The 20,876-nt window shown below is 68.9% G+C and carries 23 protein-coding genes; 13 read left to right on the top strand and 10 right to left on the bottom strand.

Annotated features, from left to right (window positions below; genetic code table 11):
- The first annotated feature begins 305 nt into the window (after positions 1-305).
- A complete protein-coding gene (locus FHT36_RS09210) occupies positions 306-800 on the top strand; it encodes a PRC-barrel domain-containing protein (protein WP_169122149.1) in 495 nt (164 codons plus the stop codon).
- Positions 801-1,006: 206 nt separating this feature from the next.
- Positions 1,007-3,883, top strand: coding sequence for a response regulator (locus FHT36_RS09215; protein ID WP_169122150.1), 2,877 nt, complete (start codon positions 1,007-1,009; stop codon positions 3,881-3,883).
- 102 nt (positions 3,884-3,985) lie between these two features.
- On the opposite strand, the gene FHT36_RS09220 is transcribed toward FHT36_RS09215, so the two are convergent.
- Positions 3,986-4,288 carry a YqjD family protein gene (locus FHT36_RS09220; RefSeq protein WP_169122151.1) on the bottom strand — a complete coding sequence of 101 codons (303 nt, stop codon included), beginning with the start codon at positions 4,286-4,288 and terminating at the stop codon, positions 3,986-3,988.
- A 191-nt stretch (positions 4,289-4,479) separates the two neighbouring features.
- Entirely contained in the window at positions 4,480-5,265 is a 786-nt protein-coding gene (locus FHT36_RS09225; RefSeq protein WP_169122152.1) for a response regulator, read from the bottom strand.
- A gap of 389 nt (positions 5,266-5,654) precedes the next feature.
- Between FHT36_RS09225 and FHT36_RS09230 the strand changes: the two genes are divergently transcribed.
- From FHT36_RS09230 to metW, 5 genes are all read left to right on the top strand, one after another.
- Positions 5,655-7,475, top strand: coding sequence for a sensor histidine kinase (locus tag FHT36_RS09230; RefSeq protein WP_169122153.1), 1,821 nt, complete (start codon positions 5,655-5,657; stop codon positions 7,473-7,475).
- Between the two features lie 199 nt (positions 7,476-7,674).
- Positions 7,675-7,971: a general stress protein gene (locus FHT36_RS09235; protein ID WP_024281337.1), complete on the top strand. Its 297-nt coding sequence runs from the start codon at positions 7,675-7,677 to the stop codon at positions 7,969-7,971.
- A gap of 239 nt (positions 7,972-8,210) precedes the next feature.
- Positions 8,211-8,765 (top strand): sigma-70 family RNA polymerase sigma factor, encoded by a 555-nt coding sequence (locus FHT36_RS09240; RefSeq protein ID WP_169122154.1) that lies wholly within the window; start codon positions 8,211-8,213, stop codon positions 8,763-8,765.
- Between the two features lie 73 nt (positions 8,766-8,838).
- Positions 8,839-10,044 carry a homoserine O-acetyltransferase gene (locus FHT36_RS09245; RefSeq protein ID WP_169122155.1) on the top strand — a complete coding sequence of 402 codons (1,206 nt, stop codon included), beginning with the start codon at positions 8,839-8,841 and terminating at the stop codon, positions 10,042-10,044.
- A 2-nt stretch (positions 10,045-10,046) separates the two neighbouring features.
- Positions 10,047-10,700, top strand: coding sequence for a methionine biosynthesis protein MetW (gene metW, locus FHT36_RS09250; RefSeq protein ID WP_169122256.1), 654 nt, complete (start codon positions 10,047-10,049; stop codon positions 10,698-10,700).
- Between the two features lie 5 nt (positions 10,701-10,705).
- On the opposite strand, the gene FHT36_RS09255 is transcribed toward metW, so the two are convergent.
- From FHT36_RS09255 to FHT36_RS09265, 3 genes are read right to left on the bottom strand one after another with little or no spacing between them, the layout of a single operon-like run.
- Positions 10,706-11,029, bottom strand: a complete 324-nt coding sequence (locus FHT36_RS09255; RefSeq protein ID WP_169122156.1) for a type II toxin-antitoxin system PemK/MazF family toxin — start codon at positions 11,027-11,029, stop codon at positions 10,706-10,708.
- Positions 10,924-11,247 carry an antitoxin MazE family protein gene (locus tag FHT36_RS24835; RefSeq protein WP_169122157.1) on the bottom strand — a complete coding sequence of 108 codons (324 nt, stop codon included), beginning with the start codon at positions 11,245-11,247 and terminating at the stop codon, positions 10,924-10,926. Before FHT36_RS24835 ends, FHT36_RS09255 begins: the two co-directional genes overlap by 106 nt.
- A 54-nt stretch (positions 11,248-11,301) precedes the next feature.
- Positions 11,302-12,033 (bottom strand): class I SAM-dependent methyltransferase, encoded by a 732-nt coding sequence (locus FHT36_RS09265; RefSeq protein ID WP_169122158.1) that lies wholly within the window; start codon positions 12,031-12,033, stop codon positions 11,302-11,304.
- Positions 12,034-12,171: 138 nt separating this feature from the next.
- Between FHT36_RS09265 and gloB the strand changes: the two genes are divergently transcribed.
- Together gloB and FHT36_RS09275 are read left to right on the top strand one after the other, a co-directional pair.
- Positions 12,172-12,945: a hydroxyacylglutathione hydrolase gene (gene gloB / locus FHT36_RS09270; RefSeq protein WP_169122159.1), complete on the top strand. Its 774-nt coding sequence runs from the start codon at positions 12,172-12,174 to the stop codon at positions 12,943-12,945.
- A 3-nt stretch (positions 12,946-12,948) separates the two neighbouring features.
- The gene (locus tag FHT36_RS09275; protein ID WP_169122160.1) at positions 12,949-13,386 is read left to right on the top strand and encodes a cupin domain-containing protein; all 438 of its coding nucleotides are present in this window, start codon (positions 12,949-12,951) and stop codon (positions 13,384-13,386) included.
- 12 nt (positions 13,387-13,398) lie between these two features.
- Here FHT36_RS09275 and FHT36_RS09280 read toward each other — a convergent pair whose 3' ends face one another.
- The 3 genes from FHT36_RS09280 to FHT36_RS09290 all read right to left on the bottom strand — a co-directional run bounded on the left by FHT36_RS09280 (position 13,399) and on the right by FHT36_RS09290 (position 14,831).
- Complete coding sequence (locus tag FHT36_RS09280; protein WP_169122161.1) at positions 13,399-13,617, bottom strand: hypothetical protein; 219 nt, start codon at positions 13,615-13,617, stop codon at positions 13,399-13,401.
- Between the two features lie 120 nt (positions 13,618-13,737).
- The gene (locus FHT36_RS09285; RefSeq protein ID WP_169122162.1) at positions 13,738-14,208 is read right to left on the bottom strand and encodes an SRPBCC domain-containing protein; all 471 of its coding nucleotides are present in this window, start codon (positions 14,206-14,208) and stop codon (positions 13,738-13,740) included.
- Between the two features lie 179 nt (positions 14,209-14,387).
- A complete protein-coding gene (locus FHT36_RS09290) occupies positions 14,388-14,831 on the bottom strand; it encodes a hypothetical protein (RefSeq protein ID WP_169122163.1) in 444 nt (147 codons plus the stop codon).
- 71 nt (positions 14,832-14,902) lie between these two features.
- On the opposite strand from FHT36_RS09290, the gene FHT36_RS09295 reads away from it, so the two are divergent.
- Positions 14,903-15,232 carry a hypothetical protein gene (locus FHT36_RS09295; RefSeq protein ID WP_348644406.1) on the top strand — a complete coding sequence of 110 codons (330 nt, stop codon included), beginning with the start codon at positions 14,903-14,905 and terminating at the stop codon, positions 15,230-15,232.
- Between the two features lie 10 nt (positions 15,233-15,242).
- Here the strand turns inward: FHT36_RS09295 and FHT36_RS24840 are convergent, their stop codons facing one another.
- A complete protein-coding gene (locus FHT36_RS24840) occupies positions 15,243-15,749 on the bottom strand; it encodes a hypothetical protein (RefSeq protein WP_348644407.1) in 507 nt (168 codons plus the stop codon).
- Between the two features lie 305 nt (positions 15,750-16,054).
- Between FHT36_RS24840 and FHT36_RS09310 the strand changes: the two genes are divergently transcribed.
- Positions 16,055-16,873, top strand: coding sequence for an exodeoxyribonuclease III (locus tag FHT36_RS09310; RefSeq protein WP_169122164.1), 819 nt, complete (start codon positions 16,055-16,057; stop codon positions 16,871-16,873).
- 6 nt (positions 16,874-16,879) lie between these two features.
- Here the strand turns inward: FHT36_RS09310 and FHT36_RS09315 are convergent, their stop codons facing one another.
- Positions 16,880-17,551, bottom strand: a complete 672-nt coding sequence (locus FHT36_RS09315; RefSeq protein ID WP_169122165.1) for a hypothetical protein — start codon at positions 17,549-17,551, stop codon at positions 16,880-16,882.
- Positions 17,552-18,010: 459 nt separating this feature from the next.
- Here FHT36_RS09315 and FHT36_RS09320 point away from each other — a divergent pair, with 459 nt between their 5' ends.
- Together FHT36_RS09320 and pstS are read left to right on the top strand one after the other, a co-directional pair.
- On the top strand, positions 18,011-19,645 hold the full coding sequence (locus tag FHT36_RS09320; RefSeq protein ID WP_246702096.1) for an ATP-binding protein: 1,635 nt from the start codon (positions 18,011-18,013) through the stop codon (positions 19,643-19,645).
- 119 nt (positions 19,646-19,764) lie between these two features.
- The gene (gene pstS / locus FHT36_RS09325; RefSeq protein WP_169122166.1) at positions 19,765-20,805 is read left to right on the top strand and encodes a phosphate ABC transporter substrate-binding protein PstS; all 1,041 of its coding nucleotides are present in this window, start codon (positions 19,765-19,767) and stop codon (positions 20,803-20,805) included.
- Positions 20,806-20,876: the final 71 nt, after the last annotated feature.

Consider the following 20,876-nt stretch of genomic DNA (forward strand, 5'->3'; position numbering starts at 1 on the left):
ATGGCAACGGGCCATCGGCGACCCCGACGCCAGAGGATCGCAGACGATCGAACTTGGCCGCAGAGAACCTACCGGCCGCATCAAACGCAAGGGAACCGGGCGGCGCGGTTCGAGTTGATAGGCCAGCAGAGACAACACTTCCACTCGAAGACTTCAACTTGTCTTTGCGCGCAGGCCAGTCGAGCCGGCGCTTCATTTCATGCACACGATGAGCAGGGCCTTGCGCGAATGCGTTCAGGGCAAGTGCTTCGGTGCACCTTGAACAGGGCCATAGGGCTAGAACACGTTCTCACCAGGAGGATACCATGAAGATGATGCCGATCTACGCTGCGACCGCAGCCGTTCTTCTTTCCACCACCGCCATGGCTCAGACCGCTGCGCCCACCGGCACCATGGGCACCACCACGACCGCAGCCACCGGCATGGCGCCCACCTTCGTGACCCGCCAGATGGCTGACCAGCATATGGCGTCCAACCTCATCGGCACCGCGGTGCGCGGCCCGGCTGACGAGAATCTCGGCGAGATCAACGATCTCCTCATCGACCGCTCGGGCAACGTGGCGGCCGTAGTGATCGGCGTCGGCGGCTTCCTCGGCATCGGCGAGAAGGATGTGGCGGTGCCGTTCCAGACGGTCGAGATGACCCGCGTCGACGGCAAGAACCGCCTGGTGCTGCGCAAGACCAAGGACGAGCTGAAGAACGCGCCGACCTTCACCGAGATGGACGCGACCCCGTCCACCACCGGCAGCGTCAACCGCCCGGCCACCCCGCCGGCGACCACGGCTCCCGTCGCCCGCTGATCCGGGAGGGGGGACGGGGCGCGGATCTTACATCCGCACCCCGCAAGCCCTTGGGACAACAGGCTTGCCGACCCTGGCTTCCGGCCAGGGCCGGCTTCGCCACGTCTACTCGGCCCGGTCGGGCAGGAATGAACAGGGGCAGCGGCGGTTGATCCCGCGGCACATGCGGGGGCAATGTGGCGGCCCGATCGCCACAGGGAGCAGGCATGGACCTGTCCAGTCGAGGCCCCGCGGGCCTCTTCCTGAGAATCATCGCAGAGCCCCGCCCCCTGTGGTGGCGCTTCGCCTTCGCCGGCACCGTGGTGGCGGCGGCGCTGGTGCTCAGGCTCGGCCTCATCGCGTGGATGGTCGAATTCCCGCCCTATCTGCTCCAGCTGCCGGCGATCATCGTGGTCGCGCTGGTGTGCGGAGCCGAATGCGGACTTGCCGCCATCGCCGTCCTGGTGGGCGTCAATGCCGCCCTGCTGCCGGAAGGCCCCGACGGGGGTGTCGCCCCGTCCGCGCTGGCCTCGCTTCTTTCGTTCACCGTCAATTCTTTCGCCGTGTGGGCCATTGCGGGGCTCGTCCGCACCACCCTGCGGCGGCTTGATTCGGCCCATGCCGCCTTGCTCTCGGCCGCGTCCGAGCAGACCGCCGTGGTGGCGACGCTGGAAGCGCTGCTGCAGCACGCCCCTGTGGGCTTCGCCTTCTTCGATGCCCAGCGGCGCTTCATTCGCGTCAACGAGATGCTGGCGCGCATCGACGGCATTCCCGCCCGCGAGCATGCCGGGCGCTCCCTTGCCGACATGCTGCCCCAGCTCGCCGATGCGGTGACGCCCTCGCTGGAGCGGGTGCTCGCCACCGGCGAGGTGATCGCGGACGTGGAGCTGGAAGGCGCGACGCCCGCCGCCCCCGGCGTGTGGCGCCATTTCCTCGTCAGCTATTTCCCGGTGCGCACCTCGAGCGAGGCCATCAGCCTCGTCGGCATGATCGTGGTGGAGATCACCGAGCGCAAACGCGCCGAGAAGGCCATCGCTGCCAGCGAGCAGCGCTATCGCCTGCTGGCCGAGGCCTTGCCGAAGATGGTCTGGACCTCCTCCCCGGCCGGCACCGGCGACTATTACAACCACCGCTGGGCCGAATATACCGGCGTCGAGGCGCCGCCCGGCGAGGTGGTGGAATGGCACGCCTTCCTCCACCCGGAGGAGAAGGGCGGCGTCATGGGCGCCTGGGAGGCGAGCCTCGCCAGCGGCAACCCCTTCTCGCGTGAATGCCGCTTCCGCGCCAAGGACGGCAGCTATCGCTGGTTCCTCTGCCGCGCGGTGCCGGTGCGCGACGAGGACGGGCGCGTCGACCGCTGGTACGGCAGCTGCACCGACATCTCCGAGATCGTCGCCGCCCGCGAGGCGCTGTCGCGCACCAATGAGGACCTCGAACGCCTCGCCGCCGCCCGCACCATGCAGCTCGCCGAGACCAACACCCTGCTCAAGCAGGAGATGGAAGAGCGCCTGCGCGCTGAATCCCAGCTGCGACAGGCGCAGAAGATGGAGGCGGTGGGCCAGCTCACCGGCGGCATCGCGCACGATTTCAACAATCTGCTCACCATCATCATCGGCAATATCGAGGCCGCCGAGCGCCGGGTGCCAGCCGACCCGGGGGACACCCGCACCCAGGAGATCAAGACGCAGGAAATCCGCCGCTTCCTCGATTACGGCCGGCAGGGCGCGCTCCGGGCCGCCATTCTCACCCAGCGGCTGCTCGCCTTCTCGCGCCGCCAGCCCCTCGATCCCCGCCCCACCGACGTCAACCGCCTCGTCACCGGCATGTCCCACATGCTGCGCAGCGCGCTGGGCGAGCGGGTGATGGTGGAGACCGTGCTCGCCGGCGGGCTGTGGCGCACCGAGATCGACCACAACCAGCTGGAGAACGCCATCCTCAACCTCGCGGTGAACGCGCGCGATGCCATGATGGACGGCGGCAAGCTCACCATCGAGACCGCCAACGCCTATCTGGACGAGGCCTATTGCGCCGAGCATGAGGATCTGGAGCCGGGGCAGTATGTGGCGATCTTCGTCAGCGACACCGGCATGGGCATGTCGGATGACGTGCGTGCCCGCGCCTTCGAGCCCTTCTTCACCACCAAGGGACCGAAGGACGGCACCGGGCTCGGGCTCAGCCAAGTCTACGGCTTCGTGAAGCAGTCCGGCGGGCACGTGATGATCTATTCCGAGCGCGGCGACGGCACCACGGTGAAGCTCTATCTGCCCCGGCTGGAGGAGACGCCCTCCGTGCCCGAGCCCGCTCCGCCGCGGACCGATGGCGAGACCCGCGCCGCGCCCGCCGTGGTGCTGATGGTGGAGGACGACGACCAGCTCCGCACCATGGGCGCCGCGACCCTGCGGGAGGCAGGTCATACGGTGATCGAGGCCGAAGACGCCTCAGCCGCCCTCGACGCCCTGTCGCGCGGCGCCCGCCCCGACCTCCTCTTCACCGACGTGCGTCTCGGCGATGGAATGGACGGGCGAGGCCTCGCCGACGAGGTGAAGCGGCGGCTGCCACGCACCCGCGTGCTGTTCACCACCGCCTATGCGCGCAATGCGGTGGTCCATCAGGGGCGGCTCGATCCGGGAATGAAGCTCCTGACCAAGCCCTACAGCCAGTCGGAACTGGTCACGAAGGTGAACGGAATGCTCGACGAACCCGCCCTCAGGGGGGCCGTCCTCCTGGTGGAGGACGAACCTTTCGTCGCCATGGTGGCGAGCCAGATCCTGGAGGACCAGGGCTTCAAGGTCACCGTCGCCTCCCACGGCGAGGCGGCGCTCTCCCACGCGCGCAATGCGAAGGCGGACATCGGCCGCGACGCGCTGGTGCTCGCCATCGTGGATATCGGGCTACCGGACATGCGCGGCGACGAGGTGGTGCGCCGGCTGGGCGAGATCGCGCCCGAGCTGCCGGTCATCGTCGCCACCGGCTATGCCACGCAGGACATCTCGCAAATGTTCGGCGGCCGCGTCGACGTGGGGGTCATCTCCAAGCCGTATGACGGCGCCACGCTGGTGGCGGCGCTGGAGCGGCTCGGTTTCCGGCCGCAGGGCCAAGGATAAACGGAAGCGGATAAGCGGAAGCCGCCGGCGGGAGAGCCCGCCCGGCGGCTTCGGGAGTAGAGTGATGGCCCGGCGCGACAGAAGCGGCGCCGGGGAACTCGATCAGCGGCGCAGCAGGATCTGGCCGAGGATGACGCCAACGCCCGCAGCGATGGCGCAGGCGGTGATGGGCTGCTCGCGGATGCTCTCGCGCAAGGTGAGGAACTGCTCCTCAGCCCAGTCGCCCACCTCGCCGGCGGCGCTCTCGGCCTCGCCCTTGGCGCCCTTCACCGAGTGCTTGGCGGTCTTGCCGAGGGTTTCCAGCAGCTTGGTGAAATCGGCCTTGAGCTGGTCGAGGTCCGACTTCACGTCGTTCAGGTTGGCCTCGGCGGCGGGGGCGGTCACGATCTGCGGCTTGTCGACCATGGTTGTCTCCGGCAGGGTTTGTCACGCGGCGCGGTGGGAGCGTTGGCGACCGGCTGGCCGCCAATCGGGTCTCGCTCCGGGTCCGCTCGGGAGTGTAACGACCGACACGGCAATTGCGTGCCCGGGAAAGTTCGTAGTCCCCGCGATTTCCGCGGGGAGGCGGCTCACGCGCTCAGCGCGCGAGCCCTCGTTCAGGCGCTGCGCGCGGTTTCGGGTTCGGCGCGGGCCTCGTGGAAGAACAACGCCTGCGCCACCGTCGCCTTCACCGTCTCGGTGAGGAACGGCTTGGTGATGAGATAGGTGGGCTCCGGCCGCTCGCCGGTGAGGAGCCGGTCGGGGAAGGCGGTGATGAAGATCACCGGCACGTTGAAGCTCGACAGGATCTCCGTCACCGCCTCGATGCCGGAGGAACCGTCAGCAAGCTGGATGTCGGCCAGCACGAGGCCGAAATTGCCGCCCTGCGCCAGCTCCACCGCCTTGGAATGGGTGGGGGCGACGCCGATCACCTCATGCCCCAACTCGGTCACGAGGGTCTTCAGATCGAGGGCGATCACCCACTCGTCCTCGATGATGAGGACGCGTGTGGCGAGCTGGCGGTCGATCTCGCGCTGCGCCGCCACCACCTGCGCTTCCACGTCGGACAGGGTGGTGCCGAGAATGGTCGATGCCTCGGCGAAGGAGAAGCCCTCCATGGCGGTCAGCAGCAGCGCCACGCGGGAGCCGGGGTCCATGGCCTGGAGGCGCGCATCGGCGCGGGAGGGCACCTGCCCGCCGGTGGGCTGGCGGTTCCACGTCTCGTGGAACGCCTTGTAGAGCGCGACGCGCGGCGACACCGCGGGATCGACCGCGACCTTGCCGTCGAGAATCGCCTGCAGCGTGTTCTGTACCAGGAGGTCGCCGGCCGCCTGCGATCCCATCAGGGCGCGCGTGTAGCGGCGCAGGAACGGGAGCTGCTTGATAAGCGGATTGGAAGCCATGCGAGAATTCCCTGCCAAGCTGAACGGGCCGAAGGAGTGATGGCCTTTGGGAGCCACGTGTGTCTTGGGCCAAGTTGAAGCCAAAGCCCGGTAACGCTTGCGTGCACGACAAGTTCCACGCGCGTGGAACCGGGCGCCGCAAATCGCATTATAGTCCTAGCCGAGGCCGGCGGGAGCGGAACGACATTTCGCGGGCGCTCGGCAGGCAACGTAACGTAAAGATGGGCGGCCGTACCGAGGTCGAGCCGCCAGCGGTTCCGTCGCGCAGCGTCCGGATCGCTCTTTCGGGGCGATCATCGCGAACGGCCGGACGAGCGTTCGCGCCGGAGGTATCCGTGCGGAGCGGCATGCCTCTCTGGCGCTTAGTAAAGTGGTGTGGCGGAGCGACGATGGATCTGGAACGGGCGCAGGCCGCCAAATCCCGCGAGACCGGTTCGCGTGAAAGCGCTCCGCGTGAGGATCAGTCGGACAGGACGCGCGATGTCGGCCCCAGCAGCCGGGACCGCGCGGCCCTCTTTGCGTCCGCCGGCGCCCAGCCCCGGACCCTGTTTGACAGCGTTCGCCGCCGCCTGATCCTGATGGTGCTGCTGGCGCTCGCCCCCATCGCCGCCCTCAACATCGTGCAGGGCGTGATGCAACTGTCCGCCGCCGAGGAAGATGCCCGGCAGAACCTGCTGCGCCATGCGCTGGCCGCCGCCGCCTCGCAGCAGAACGTGATCGCCTCGGCGGAGAATGTTCTCTACGCCCTGCAGAATGTGGACGAGGTGCGCACCGCCGGCCCAACCTGCCGGGCAACGCTGCGCGGCGCCACCATCTCCCTGCCCTTCGTCGCCAATATCGGCGTCATTGACGCCGCCGGGCAGCTCACCTGCACCGCCCTGCCCACGGCCGACACCGATATGAGCGACGACGCCTGGTGGCTTCAGGCGATCCGGCAGCCCGGCTTCAGCCTGTCGGGCCGGGTGCGCAGCACCGCCACCGACCGGGACGTGGTGGTCGGCCTTCTCCCCCTGCGCGACGCCGCCGGCCGGCTGGAGGGCGGGCTGGCGCTGGGCATCGAGATCGGCTGGCTCGATAATCTCCTGCGCCAGCAGGTCCCCCCGTCCGAAGGCGTCGTCGCGGTCTTCACGGCGTCGGGGGAGGAACTGGTCTCCAACGCGCGCGCGCTCAGCGGCGCCCTGTTCCAGGCCGCCCCCTTCGCCGCGCCGGACAATTCACTGCGGGAGAGCACCGATCCTTCGGGGCGGCGCTGGACCTATGCCACCACCCCGCTCGGGCGCGAGGGGCTGGTGGTGGCCTATGCCTCCCCGTCCGACCGGCTGTTCGGCTGGACGCTGGTGACGGTGGCGGCGAGCTTCGCCTTGCCGGCGCTGGTGATGGTGGCGTCCCTCATCGCCCTGTGGGTGGCGGTGGACCGCATTGTGCTGCGCTGGCTGCTGTATCTGCGCCGGGTCACGGCGGTCTACGCCCAGGGCCATTACGGCTTCCGCCCCACACGGCTCGATGCCGCCCCGAGCGAGTTCCGCATGCTCGGCCAGTCGGTGGAGAACATGGCGTACGCCGTGCGTCAGCGCGATGCGCGCCTGCGCGAGAACCTCGCCGAGAAGACGGCGCTGGTGCGGGAGATCCACCACCGCATCAAGAACAGCCTTCAGGTGGTGGTCAGCCTGCTGTCGCTCTATGGCGGCGGGATGGGCAAGGGCGAGGACCGGCGCCGCTTCGATCAGCTGCGCACCCGCGTGAACACCCTCGCCCTCGTCCACCGCATCCTCTACGAGGCCAACGACGGCTCGCAGGTGCGCCTGCGCGAGTTGCTCGGGGAGCTAGCCTCGCTGATCGAGGGCTCTTCGGACAAGAATCTGCGCCTCGTGGTGGAGGCGGAGGAGGCGCGCCTGCCCACAGACATGGCCGTCCCCCTCGCCCTCATGGTGGTGGAGCTGGTGCTCGGTCTGACGCTGCGGCCCGGCAGCACCTCCCTCGGCATGCTCATCACAGGCACGGTGGACGACGACCGCCTGCGCCTCGTCCTCACCGGCACCGCCGAAGCGCCGGAAGAGCCCTCGGGCCTCGCCGGGGGCTTCGCCACCCAACTCGGCGGCACGCTCACCCGCAAAAGCTCCGGCGACACGCTGGTGATCGTCGGGGATTTTCCTTGTCCCTCAGTCGCTTCTCCCGATACCGCCGGGGGGTCCGGGCCCAACGGGACCTGACACGCGACGTCCGCGTGTTTTTATCGGAACCACAGCCGTCCCTGCTTCGTTACTGCTTGGACCGTCCTGGCCACCCCACCGGCCGGAGGGCGGCCTATTGGCTTCAGTGCGGGTCGTTTCGCTCCGGCAGACACAGCGCCGGATCGAACCGGCCGGGTGCCGCGATGAGCGGCCGATCGCAGTCGGAGGAACAGGGCATATGGACAAGGCGCGAACCAAGGGCACATCCCAGCGCGGCTTTGCGGCGATGGACGCGGAAAAGCAGCGGGCGATCGCGCGCAAGGGGGGCGAGAGCGTCCCGGCCGAGAAACGCAGCTTCTTCCAGAATCGCACGCTGGCCGCCGAGGCCGGCCGCAAGGGCGGACAGAGCGTCGCTGACGACCAGCGCAGCTTCTCTCGGGACCGCACCCTCGCCTCGCAGGCGGGACAGAAAGGCGGCCAGAAGAGCGGCCAGGCCACCGGCACGGGGCCGGGGACCGGCAACGGCGGCGCCTGAACGCGCCGCCTATGAGGGGCGTAACCGGAACCGCCGTCCGCGGTGAACCGCGGGCGGAACCGGAACCGCAGCAGTAGCGTTAGGCTCAGGTCACGCTCGAGAAACGTCTCCGCGAAGGGGCGCTTCGCCGACCACACCCGGGAGCCGGGCGGACATAGCCGCCAGAAAAGTCACGATTGCCGGAAAGAATAGGCTGCCTGATGGACCTGCCCGCGCCGAGCGAAAGGACCCGCACAGAGATGGACGCCGCCGCCCTGCGCACGCAGGTGCTGGAGTTCCTTCCAGCGGTGCGCGCCTTTGCGCGGTCTTTGACCCGCAACCGAACGGAGGCCGACGATCTGGTCCAGGAGACGCTGCTGAAGGCGCTCTCCAACATGGACAAGTTCGACCCCGGCACCAATCTGCGTGCGTGGCTGTTCACCATCCTGCGCAACACCTATTACACCGAGATCCGCAAGCGTCGGCGCGAGAATGACGGCATGGCCGCGCTCGCCCAGCAGGATTCCAATATCGGCCCGAGCCAGGAATGGTCGGCCACCCTCACCTCTCTCAAGGACGCCCTCGCCCTTCTGCCCGACGACCAGCGCGAGGCGCTGGTTCTGGTGGGCGCGGCGGGCCTGTCCTACGAGGAAGCGGCGGAGGTCTGCGGCTGCGCGCTCGGCACCATCAAGAGCCGCGTCAACCGCGCCCGCGCCAAGCTGCTCGTGCTCATGGGCGCCGAAGTCACCGCCGACGTGGTGGAAGGCGACGCGGTCGCCATGTCCGCCGCGCGAAGCTCGCTCTCCACATCCTGAGCCGCACACGCCCGCGCCGCCGTGAGGCGTGTGGGTGCTTGACAGGCGCGTCCGGGCGTCGCTTGGTTCGCCCATGACATCTTTCGTCCGGAAGGACGTCGCCTCGAACACGGCCGCCGAGGCGCGGCGCGAGGCGGACGAGCCCCATTCCCCCGTGGTGCGCTTCGGCGCCGGTGCCCCGCTCAGGTTGGATGCGGGCGTCGAGCTGAACCACCTGCAGATCGGCTACCAGACCTACGGCGAGCCCAATGCCGCCGGCACCAATGCGGTGCTGGTGTGCCACGCGCTGACCGGCGACCAGCACGCCGCGAGCCTCAATCCCGTCACCGGCAAGCCCGGCTGGTGGGAGACCATGGTCGGCCCCGGCAAGCCCATCGACACCGAGCGCTTCTTCGTCATCTGCGCCAATGTGCTCGGCGGCTGCATGGGCACCACCGGCCCCGCCTCCACCGATCCCATGACCGGCCGGCCCTACGGCCTCGACATGCCCCTCGTCACCATTCGCGACATGGTGAACGCGCAGGCCATGCTGCTCGACCATCTCGGCATCGAGAAGCTCCTGTGCGTCGCCGGCGGCTCCATGGGCGGCATGCAAGTGCTGCAATGGGCGGCGAGCTATCCCGAGCGGCTGTTCGCGGCCATGCCCATCGCCACCGGTGCACGACACTCGGCGCAGAACATCGCTTTCCACGAGGTGGGCCGGCAGGCGGTGATGGCCGATCCCGACTGGCGCGGCGGGCGCTATCTGGCGGAAGGGGTGACGCCCCATCGCGGGCTGGCGGTGGCGCGCATGGCGGCGCACATCACCTACATGTCCGACCAGTCGCTGCACAACAAGTTCGGCCGGCGGCTGCAGAACCGCGAGATGCCCACCTTCGGCTTCGACGCCGATTTCCAGGTGGAGAGCTATCTGCGCCACCAGGGCGAATCGTTCGTGCAGCGGTTCGATCCAAACTCCTATCTCTATGTGACGCGGGCCATGGATTATTTCGACCTCGCGGCGGACTATGGCGGCGTGCTGGCCAATGCCTTCCGCGGTTCGAAGACGCGCTTCTGCGTCGCCTCCTTCACCTCGGACTGGCTGTTCCCCACCGAGGATTCCCGCGCCATCGTCCACGCGCTGAACGCGTCCGGCGCCAGCGTCTCCTTCACCGAGATCGAGAGCGACAAGGGCCACGACGCCTTCCTCTTGGAGGAGCCGCAATTGTTCGCCATCGCCCGCGGCTTCCTGGACAGCGCCGCGCGCGCGGTGGGCCTGCCGGCCGGGAGGGGCGCGTGAGCATCGCCTTGCGCCAGCCGGTGCTGGATGAAAGCGCCGTCCGCGATCAGGGCGGGCGCGTCGATCTCGTGGTGGTGGCCGAGATGGTCGCCCCCGGCTCGCGCGTGCTCGATGTGGGCTCCGGCGACGGCGCGCTCCTCGAACTCCTCGCCACGACGCGCAATTGCGACGCGCGCGGCATTGAACTGTCGCGCGAAGGCGTGAATGCCGGCGTGGCGCGCGGCCTCGCCATCATCCAGGGCGACGCGGACGTGGACCTCGCCCACTATCCCGACGACGCCTTCGACTATGTCATCCTCTCCCAGACGCTCCAGGCCACCCGCCGGCCGCGCTGGGTGATGGAGCAAATGCTGCGCATCGGCCGCCGGGCGGTGGTGTCCTTCCCCAATTTCGGCCACTGGCGCTCGCGGCTCGATCTGCTCGTCAACGGCCGGATGCCGGTGACGGACAACATGCCCATGTCCTGGTACGAGACCCCCAACATCCACTTCTGCACCATCCGCGACTTCGTGGCTTTGGTGGAACTGCTGGACGCGCGCATCGAGAAAGCCGTGGCGCTCGACTCGTCCGGGCACCGGGTGCGGGTGAACATGCCGTGGTGGGTGTGGAATTTGCTCGGCGAGCAGGCGGTGTTTCTGCTGACGCGGGAGCGGTAGGGCTTTCAGGCGAAGCCGAGGAAGAGCGCCAGCGCCTGCGTCACGCGCAGCATGTCCGCGTCGCTCGCCCGACCGATGGTGACGCCGATCTTGTCGCGCGGCACCGTGTGCGCCTTGTCCACCATGATCTCGGATGGGAGACGCAGGCCGTTCTCGAGCGTGGGATCAAGCCCGATCCGGAAGAGCGGAGCATCGCGCAGATCGCTCGTGATGGGCAGCACCGTCACCGAGGGATGACCTTCAAACAGGTCCGATTGGATGACGAGAGCGGGGCGCGGCTTGCCGTACGCCCCCGGCAAGGCAATGAGGACGATGTCCCCTCGCCCCACTGCCAGCCCGAGTGATCAGCCACCGCCTCAATCTCACTCAGAACATCCCGCTCAGCGGGATCGCTGGCGATCAGAGCCGACTGCCGGCGACATTCCTCGGCAAAGCCGGGCTGGGAGGTGTCGGGCACCCAGAGCCGCAGCGGGCGTAAACCCTTGCGGCGCGCGGCGACGTTGGTCGCGGGCACCGTGCGCGGTTCGGCGCGATTGATGCGGGCCATGAGCTTCACTCCTGATGCAAGGAAATATGGCCTCCCGTCACCTTCACCGCAACGTCACCCCGCCGGCACCCCGCCTGGCACGAGCACCGGCTCCAGCGCCGGTTCGGCGATGCGGCTGGGGCGGCGGACGGCGACGGGGCGGTAGAGCTGCTTGGTGGCTTCCACCACCAGCACGCCGGAGAAGGGCAGTGACAGGCGCGCGCCGATGCGTTCCCACGCCACCGCCGTATTGAGGAACCAGCGGCTCGGCGGCGCATAGAGCGCCTCGTCCCAGCCCACGGGGGTGAACAGGGCCTCGCGCAGCAGGCTCACCACCTGCCCGCGGGAGAAGGGGCGGCCATTGCCGAACGGGGTGGTATCGAGCCGCGCCCACACGCCGCGCCGGTTGGGCACCACCGCCAGAAGCCGCCCGCCCGGCGCCAGCACGCGCCAGACCTCGCGCAGCATCTCGGCCGCATTGGGCGTCATCTCCAGCGCGTGGACGATCACCACCCGGTCCATGCTGGATGTGGGGAAGGGCAGCAGCGTCTCGTCCGCGAGGGTGGCCAGCGTCGGCGCGGCGGAGGGCCAGCGCACCACGCCCTGCGCCGCCGGCATCACGGCGAGGCAGCGCTCCGCCTCCTCGCGGAACACGCCGAGATAGGGCGTGGGATAGCCGAGCCCCAGCACGCGCATGCCAGTGACATTGTCGAAGCGGGCGCGGATGGCGCGGCCGAGCAGGCGGCGCGTCATGATTCCCACGGGCTGGGCGTAGAAATTGCGCAGGTCGACGACGTCGAGAAACATGCACCCTCTCTGTGGACAGCGGCCCGCCGGCCACACTTCCGCTCACCCCCTTAATAGAGGATCATGCGCGCCGGGTCCGCAACCCGAGCCGCCAAGCCCGTTCTTCCTCGACCGTCCTTTCTCCCGGAGATCGACACAGTGCCGGCCGACATCCGCCTGATCCCCTGCCTCAGCGACAATTATGCCGTCCTCATCCACGATCCCGTCACCGAAGCGACGGCGGTGGTGGACGTGCCCGAGCCGGGGCCGGTGATGACGGCGCTGGAAAAGGAAGGCTGGACCCTCACTCACATTCTCGTCACCCACCACCATGCCGACCACACTCAGGGCATCACGGCGGTGAAGGCGCGCTACGGCGCCACCGTCGTCGGCCCCAAGTCGGAGGCCGACAAGATTCCCGGCCTCGACGTGGCGGTGGTGGACGGCGATCCCGTCGCCGTGGGCTCGCTGGTGGGCCGCGTGCTGGAGACACCCGGCCATACCGCCGGCCCGGCCTCCTATTTCTTCGAGGGGGAGAAGCTGCTGTTCGCCGGGGACACGCTGTTCACGCTCGGCTGCGGGCGGGCGCTGGAGTGCGATCCGCCGGTGCTGTGGCATTCGCTGCAGCGGCTGCGCGCCTTGCCGGAGGACCTCGACGTCTATTCCGGCCATGAATACACGCTGGGCAACGGCCGCTTCGCCCTCTCGGTCGATCCGGACAATGCGGACCTGGCGGCCATGTATGCCAAGGCGCAGGAGCAGCGCGCCAAGGGCGAGCCCACCATGCCCTCGAAGCTCGGCGACGAGCTGAAGGCCAACCCCTTCCTGCGGTCGGACGATCCGGCCATGGCCGAGCGCCTCGGCATGCCCGGAGCGGACCCGGCCGAGGTCTTCACCGAGCTGCGCGAGCGCAAGAACAGCTTCAAGGGCTGAAGGATGGAGACCGGCCTTCAGGCGCTCACCGCGGAGGCGGTGATCGCGCTGCTCGATCTTCAGCCCCATCCCGAGGGCGGGTTCTTCCGCGAGACGTTCCGCGAAAAGGCGGCGGACGGCGGGCGCGGGGCGTCCACGGCCATCTATTTCCTGCTGCGCGCGGGAGAGCGCTCCCACTGGCACAAGGTGGATGCCTCGGAGATCTGGCACTGGCACGCCGGCGCGCCGCTGAAGCTGCGCATCGCGGACGCCGGGGGCAAGCGGGATGTGATGCTGGGGCCGGATCTCGCTGCCGGCGAGCGGCCGCAGGGCGTGGTGCCGCCCTTCGCGTGGCAGGCGGCGGAAAGCCTCGGGGCCTGGACGCTGGTCAGCTGCACCGTGGCGCCGGCCTTCGATTTTTCAGGGTTTGAACTCGCCCCGCCCGGTTGGGAGCCGGACTAGCCTTTCAGCCCCTCACACCATCGCGCAGAGGGCTTCCATGCGGGCGCACACATCGCCCAGGCTTGGCGGGTTGGTGCCGGTGCCATCAGCCATGAGGAAATCGGCGAGATCGCCGGCTTCCTGCTGGCGCAGGAACTTGACCACGTCCTCGACACTGGACACCCGGGTCTCGGCGTCGCCAATCACGATCCGCAGAGAGGTCGGGGTATTCAGAGGAAGGCTCTGGCCCATGGTCGTCTCCGTTTCGTCGGTCTGGTGCCACCCGCGGCGGCACAAGAAATCAGCCGGAGAGTAAACGCGGCCTTATGGCAGCGGTTCCACCGCTCCGCGCGATCGTGAGGCGATTTCCGCTCACGCCCCGTGGGCGATGAGATCCGGCAGGCGCCGCGTGAGGGTGCGCAGCACGCTCTGCGAGCCCTTGGACATGACGTCGAAGACGCCGTCATTGGCGGCATCGGTGCCGAAGCCGTCGTGGAAGAAGCGGAAATGGGTGCCGCCGGAGGGCGTGGGCGTCAGCGTCCAGGTCACCAGCGTGTCGATGTAGTGGCCGAACCCCTTCAGCTCCTCATGCCCGCCCTTCCAGCTGAACGACAGTTCCTTCTCGGGGATGCAGCTTTTAACCTGGCACTGGAATTCGCCGTCCCACCGCTCGATGGGCCGGCCCCAGATGGTGAACTTGTGCCCCTCCAGCGGCTGGATGTCGTTGGGAAAGAACCAGACGGCGAGCCATTCGGAATCGGTGATGGCGCGCCACACGACATCCACCGGCTGATCGAACTCGGCCTCGGAGAGAATGGAGCGGGTTTCGACAACATCCGACATGGGGGGCCTCCAAAATCAGTCAATGAATTGCCGGCGCGGGCCTTCGGCTCGCGAAGCAAAAAGCGGACCTTGAGCGCGATCCGATCAGATCGAGGTCGATCTGATCGGTGAATCGCCCTCCAACGTGAAGCTGGAGCACGCGTCCCTCCGTTTGCCCTCCAAACGCAGGGATGCGTGCTTTAGGCGGTTTCCGACACAGGCTCCCGACCGGCCAGAGCCTCCGCGAAGGCCAGCGCGAAGGCGGCGCGGTCGGCCTCCTCCGGGAAAAGGATATCGGCGCTCCATTCGGTGGTGAGCGTCCCGCCCGGCCATGTGCGCGGGGCGCGGTGCCAGGCAAGGGCCGGCCAGCGCGGGTTGCGCTGGGTCTCGCCGGAAGCGTCCCGCCAGGCGGGGCGGCCCAGCGCCTGATTGAGCCACGCCATCATGTCCGGTCCGAAAGCGAGGGCGAAGGCGACGCCATGGCGGATGCTGCGCGGCGGGGCGCGCACCAGCGTCTGGCCGATCACCGCATAGGCCGGCGGGCCGTCGTCCAGCGCCAGCTCGCGCATCACCAGCAGGCGGAAGCCGCCCGCGATGGGGAGCGCCGGCACGGCGGCGACGGCGGTGGGATCGTCCCCGCTCATGCCTCAGCCCCCGCCGCTGGCACCGATCCTGCTACGCCGAACCAACAAAGACCGACGCGAGCGGAGGCGGCGTGACCAAGGCGGACTACATTCCCGAACTGAGCGAAGTGCGCATGGAGCGCCGCGCGCCGGAGGCGCCGTATCAGCTGGAGAACGAGGATCATGTCTATGTGCATGGCTGCCTCCGGCAGGTGGAGGCGGCGTTCGGCCTCGATGCCTTCCCCGGCGTGGCGTTCGACGCCATCTCCGGCCGCGCGCTGATCGGGCGCTTCATCGTGTGGTGGCGCACGCTGGAGCCGGAGACCGCGCAACAGTTGGAAGCCCACGCCCAGTTGCCCGGTGCCATCCGCCTGCTCGACACGGTATCCGCCTTCCTGGAGGAGCGCGGCGGGCGCGGCTGAGCCGGCATCCTCACGCCTCCGCCTTGACCCCCACAACCGCCCCCGGTTCGGGCGGGGCACGGTCGGCGGCCTTCAGGGCATCGATGGCGGCGAACAGAGCGAGCCGCCCGTCCGCCTCCGCAGCCTCGGGTGTCTCGCCGACGCCGAGACAGCCCGGCACGTCCGCGAAACTGGCGACGAACCCGCCACCCTCGGCCTCCGGGATCGGCGCGATCGCCGAGGGATAGGCGGCGACCTCCACCGCCGTGCCCGGCGCCAGCGTGCGGACGCGCACCGGCGCGGTGCCCTCGTCCATGCGGTCGACCATGGCCACGAACGCCTTCACATGGGCCGCGCGGATCTTGCTTTTCATGGGCACGGCCACGCAGTTCGGCACGGCGGGATGGGTGAACACCACGTGGGTCCCCGTCACCTTCCGGAACTTGATGGCGTATTGGGAGGCGATGATCTCCAGATCCGCCGGCCGCCGCTCGTCACCGGGGCTGGCACGCAAGGCCTCGAGCCTCTTGTTGTGCATGACGCTCAATCCATCAAAGAATGAAAGGGTGGAAAAAACCACGAACTGGAAAGGCTTCAGTGTAGGCCTGCCGGGAAAAGCGGCAAGCCGAAATGGTGGGCAGGGGCGCGACCGGAGCGCTGATCCGGGATCTGCGAGACTCCCGGAGGGAGCGACGCCACAGTTGGCGCAACCACGCGCAAAACTCGAGTTGCGTAAGGGCGGACGCGCGCACCTCCCTCAGTGCACCCCCTTCTTCTTGCCTCGCCCGCCTGCGCAGGTGTAAGCGTCGGTCTTCCCGTCCTTATTTCAGTCTGCCATTGCCCGTGTCCCTCACCGTCTGCACCTGGAACATCAATTCCGTCCGCATCCGCCTCGACATCGTGCGCGCCGCCGTGGAGCGATTGCGACCGGATGTCCTGTGCCTGCAGGAGACCAAGTGTCAGGACGACAAGTTTCCCCTGAATGCCATCCGCGACATGGGCTTCCCCCACATCGCGCTCAATGGGCAGAAGGGCTGGCACGGGGTGGCGACGTTCTCGAAACGCCCGTTCGCGCGCATCGAGAAGGGCGAGTTCTGCGGCAAGGGCGATGCCCGACACATCGCGGTGACGCTCGATGGCGCGCACGCGCTGGGCAAGCCGCTGACCATCCATAATTTCTACGTGCCGGCGGGCGGCGACGTGCCGGACCCGGAGCTGAACCCCAAGTTCGCCCACAAGCTGGCCTTCCTCGACGAGATCACCAGCTGGCCCCCCCTGAAGCCCGACGCGGGCAAGGGCGACCACGCCATCGTGGTGGGCGACCTCAACATCGCGCCACTCGAAACCGACGTGTGGAGCCACAAGCAGCTCCTGACCGTGGTCAGCCACACCCCCGTCGAGGTGGAGCGGCTCGGCGCGTTGCAGGCCTCCGGTCCCTGGGTGGACGTGATGCGCCGCTTCGTGCCGCCGCAGGAAAAGCTCTTCACCTGGTGGAGCTACCGCTCGCCCGACTACACGGCGAACGACCGCGGCCGCCGCCTCGACCATGTGTGGGCGTCGGAGAGCCTCGCGCCCTCCGCCACCGCCATGACCGTGCTGAAGGAAGCCCGCGGCTGGGAAAAGCCTTCGGACCACGTGCCGGTGGCCATGACCTTCGGCTGAGGGGCGTCAGGGCTTTGTGGCAGCTCCGGGCGCCTGAGGTGCGGGCGCCGGGGGCGCCTCCGCCGGCCCGCCGCCGAGGCCGGGAATGCCGAGGGCGGAGCCGATCTTGCCCTTGGGCACCTTCACCACCTGGATGCCGGGCGGCAGCTGGAACTGCGCCTGATCCTGCGGCCCGCGGGTGAGGGTGGTCGCCTCGAACACCGTCTGCTTGGTGCCCTTGATCTCCACCGCCGTGCGCAGGGCGATGCCATCCGGCGTTATGCAGGCGGTGGTGGGGCCGAGCGCCGATTTCATCTGCGGATCGATCTTCCAGAGGTCGCACGCCTCGCCCGCCACCTTGTCCTCGCCCACCCTGAGGCCGGTGCCGGTGAGGGCGCCCAGCACGTATTCCGGCGGCAGCTCGATCTCCACCGCCATGGTCGGAAGGTTGGGCGTGCGCACCACCATGCTGCGCGCCTTCAGATCGATGATGCCCACCATGCTGCCGGGAATGTTGGGCTTCTGGATCTCCACCCGCATCCGACCCTGGCTGTGGGCGATGTCGATGGTGCCACCGCGCTTGAGGTCGGCTTTCAGGGAAAAATCGGTGGTCGGCAGGGGCACGGGATCGGCTCTGGCGGGCGACACCGACGGCAGTCCAAGGCCCAGCACCCCGGCCGCGACGGCGAGCGCCGGCACCGAAATACCTGCGACAGCACGGTGGCGGCCGCATCCGCCCGTCCGGCGCCGGTGACCCTGACCCATAGTCAACTCCTCCGCCCCCTCCCGTCATAGCAGATGGGCATGCCCAGTGGGCAAGGGCATGTCCTGAGCGACACGCCTTTCCAACACCTGACGGAACGCCCCGGGGGCATCTCCTGCAACGGCATGACGCAGCAGACGCGCCCCGGGGCCCGGACGCAACCCTTCCGCGCAGGCCTGACGTACGGGACTGGAAAAAACCCCGATCAATCAAATATCCGGAGGGTCGGTTGTCGTAATGCCTTCTTGGAGGGGCGCGAGCATCGCAGCCTGATCGAAGGGCCGCCGCGCCGGGGCGATTCGCCACAGGTGGGCGGTCGGACGGGCGGTCGCGAAATGCGCCGGGAAGAAGCAGCGGGGCCGTGTAGGATGACGCGAAAGGGAGGGCGCGCCAGAATGATGCCGGAAGGGCCAGCGCAGGAAGGTCGCGAGGCCGAGGGACGCGAGCCGGACAAGCCCGCGCGGGAGCGGCGTGCGCCGGAGAAGCGCGCGCGGCCGGCCGAAACGCCCGCACCCGAGGTGTTCGCCCCTGAGCCACTGGCGACGCTCCCTGTTGCGCCCGTACCGTCTGCGACCGTGCTAGCGCCCGCCCCGCTGCCGGAGAGCGCGCCCGCCGCTGCGCCGCTGCCGGACCCTGTCCCCGCGTTCGCCGGCATGACCGCAGTCCCCCCTGCGGAGCCCACGCCCGTCCGCCCGTCTCCCGCCCTGGCGGCCCCGCCCCTTTCCTCGCCTGCGCCGGTCGCAGCGCCGCTTCCCGCGCCCAATGGCCGGAGCGGGCGGCGCAGCCTTGCCCTCGTGGGCGCCATCGCGGCGGTGGTCATCGTCGGCGCCGCCTCCGGCGCGACCGATCCGCTGCTGGCGGTCCTGATGGCGGTGCTGCTGGTGCCGCTCTGGCTGTCGCTGCGTCCTGTCCCGCCGGCGCCGGTGCCCGTGGTGACGCCTTTGCCGACCGCTCCGCCCCCGACGCGGGACACGCAGGCCTGCGCGGTGGTGGCGGCGCTGCCCGAGCCGGCGCTGCTGCTCTCGGCCGCCGGCAACATCATCACCGCCAACCAGCGCGTCGCCCTGGCCCTCGGCCCGACGCGGGTGGGCGATCCCCTCTCCTTCGTCGTGCGCGTGCCGGAGGTTCTGGACGCGGTGCGCGCGGCGGCGGCGGACGGTGTGCCGCGGCGCGTGGAGTTCGCCGAACGCATCCCCCTCGACCGCTGGCTGGAGGCGCATGTGGTGCCGCTCCGGCTGCACGTCTCCCCCGAGCGCGCGCCGGACGCCGTGCTGCTGACCTTCCGCGACCTCACCCAGCAGCGCCGGGTGGAGCAGATGCGGGCGGACTTCGTGGCCAATGCCAGCCACGAGCTGCGCACCCCGCTCGCCTCCCTCTCCGGCTTCATCGAGACGCTGCAGGGCCCGGCGCGCAACGACACCCCCGCGCGCGAGCGCTTCCTCGCCATCATGGCGGCGCAGGCGCGGCGCATGTCGCGCCTCATCGACGACCTGCTCTCGCTCTCGCGCATCGAGCTGAACGCCCATGTGCAGCCGCAGACCAAGGTGGACCTTTGCGCCATCATCGCGCACGTCTGCGACACCCTCTCCCCCCTCGCCCGCGACCGGGGCGTGGAGCTGGAGCAGGTGCGCGAGTCCGGCGACCTGGAAGTCCTCGGCGATCGCGACGAGCTGATCCGCCTGTTCGAGAACCTGGTGGAGAACGCACTCAAATACGGCGCCCCCGGGAAGAAGGTGGAAGTGCGCCTCGCCCGGGAGAACGGAACGGCCGTGGTGAGCGTGCGCGACTTCGGCCCGGGCATCTCGCCGGAGCACCTGCCGCGCCTGACCGAGCGCTTCTACCGGGTGGACGTGGCGGCCAGCCGCGACCAGGGCGGTACGGGGCTCGGGCTCGCCATCGTCAAGCACATCGTCGCCCGCCACCGCGGCCGGCTGGGGGTGGAAAGCGAGCTGGGACAGGGCGCAATCTTCTCCGTGCGCCTGGAAGCTTTGCCGAGCTCAGAAAAAACGCTAGAAAACGCAAGAGCGTAGGCTGTCATGTCCACGTCACGGATGCGTCATAGAACCTTGGCGCGCCGGGGCTAAGAGTCCTGAGCCCAGTTGCCCCGGCTCCTGCCGGAGCGGCAACCGATTTGGCAAGGAGAGATATCGTGAAGCTCACCACCGCTCTCGGCGTGATCGCCGTAGCTGGCTCGCTGTTTGCCGGCAGCGCCCAGGCTGTCGATTTCACCGGCGCTGGCGCGTCCTTCCCGGCCCCCGTCTACCAGTCCTGGGGCGCGAAGTTCAAAGAGAAGACCGGCTCGACCCTGAACTACCAGTCGATCGGCTCCGGCGGCGGCCAGAACCAGATCATCAACCGCACCGTGGACTTCGGCGCGTCCGACGCGACGGTCCCGGGCGAGAAGCTCGCGGCCAACAACCTGCTGCAGTTCCCGACCGTGATCGGCTCGGTGGTCGCCACCGTCAACCTCGACGGCATCACCACCAACCAGCTCAAGCTCACCGGCCCGGTGCTCGCCGACATCTATCTCGGCAAGATCACCAAGTGGAACGACAAGGCCATCGCCGACCTCAACCCCGGCGTGACCCTGCCCGCCAACGCCATCGTCCCCGTCTATCGTTCGGACTCCTCGGGCACGACCTCCATCTTCACCGCCTATCTGTCGGCCGTGAGCCCGGACTGGAAGTCCAAGGTCGGCTCGGCCACCTCGGTCCAGTGGCCGATCGGCGCCGGCGCCAAGGGCAATGAGGGCGTCACCGGCACTGTCAAGAACACCAAGGGCGGCATCGGCTACGTCGAGTTCATCTACGCCGCCGCCAACAAGCTGGTCGTGACCCAGCTGCAGAACAAGGCCGGCAAGTTCGTCAGCCCCGAGGTCGCCGGCTTCCAGGCCGCCGCCGCCTCCGCCGACTGGAAGGGCGCCAAGGACTTCGCCGCTTCCATGATCGACGCCCCGGCCCCCGAGGCCTGGCCGATCGTCTCCCCCACCTACATCCTGCTGCCGAAGAACCCGAGCAACGTCGAGGCTTCGCGCGAAGTGATGAAGTTCTTCGAGTGGGCCTACACCAAGGAAGGCGCGGACATCGCCGAGGGCCTGCACTACATCCCGCTGCCCGCGGCTGTGGTCGAGCAGGTGAAGGCCGCCTTCAAGTCGGAAGTGAAGGGTCCGGACGGCAAGCCCGTCCTCTGATCTGAACAAGATCGCGCCGCTCTCGAAGGAGGGCGGCGCTTTTCCATCTGGCGACAGGTCCGGTAGCGCAC

It is taken from the genome of Xanthobacter sp. SG618 (genome assembly GCF_012932745.1).
Classification (GTDB): domain Bacteria; phylum Pseudomonadota; class Alphaproteobacteria; order Rhizobiales; family Xanthobacteraceae; genus Xanthobacter; species Xanthobacter flavus.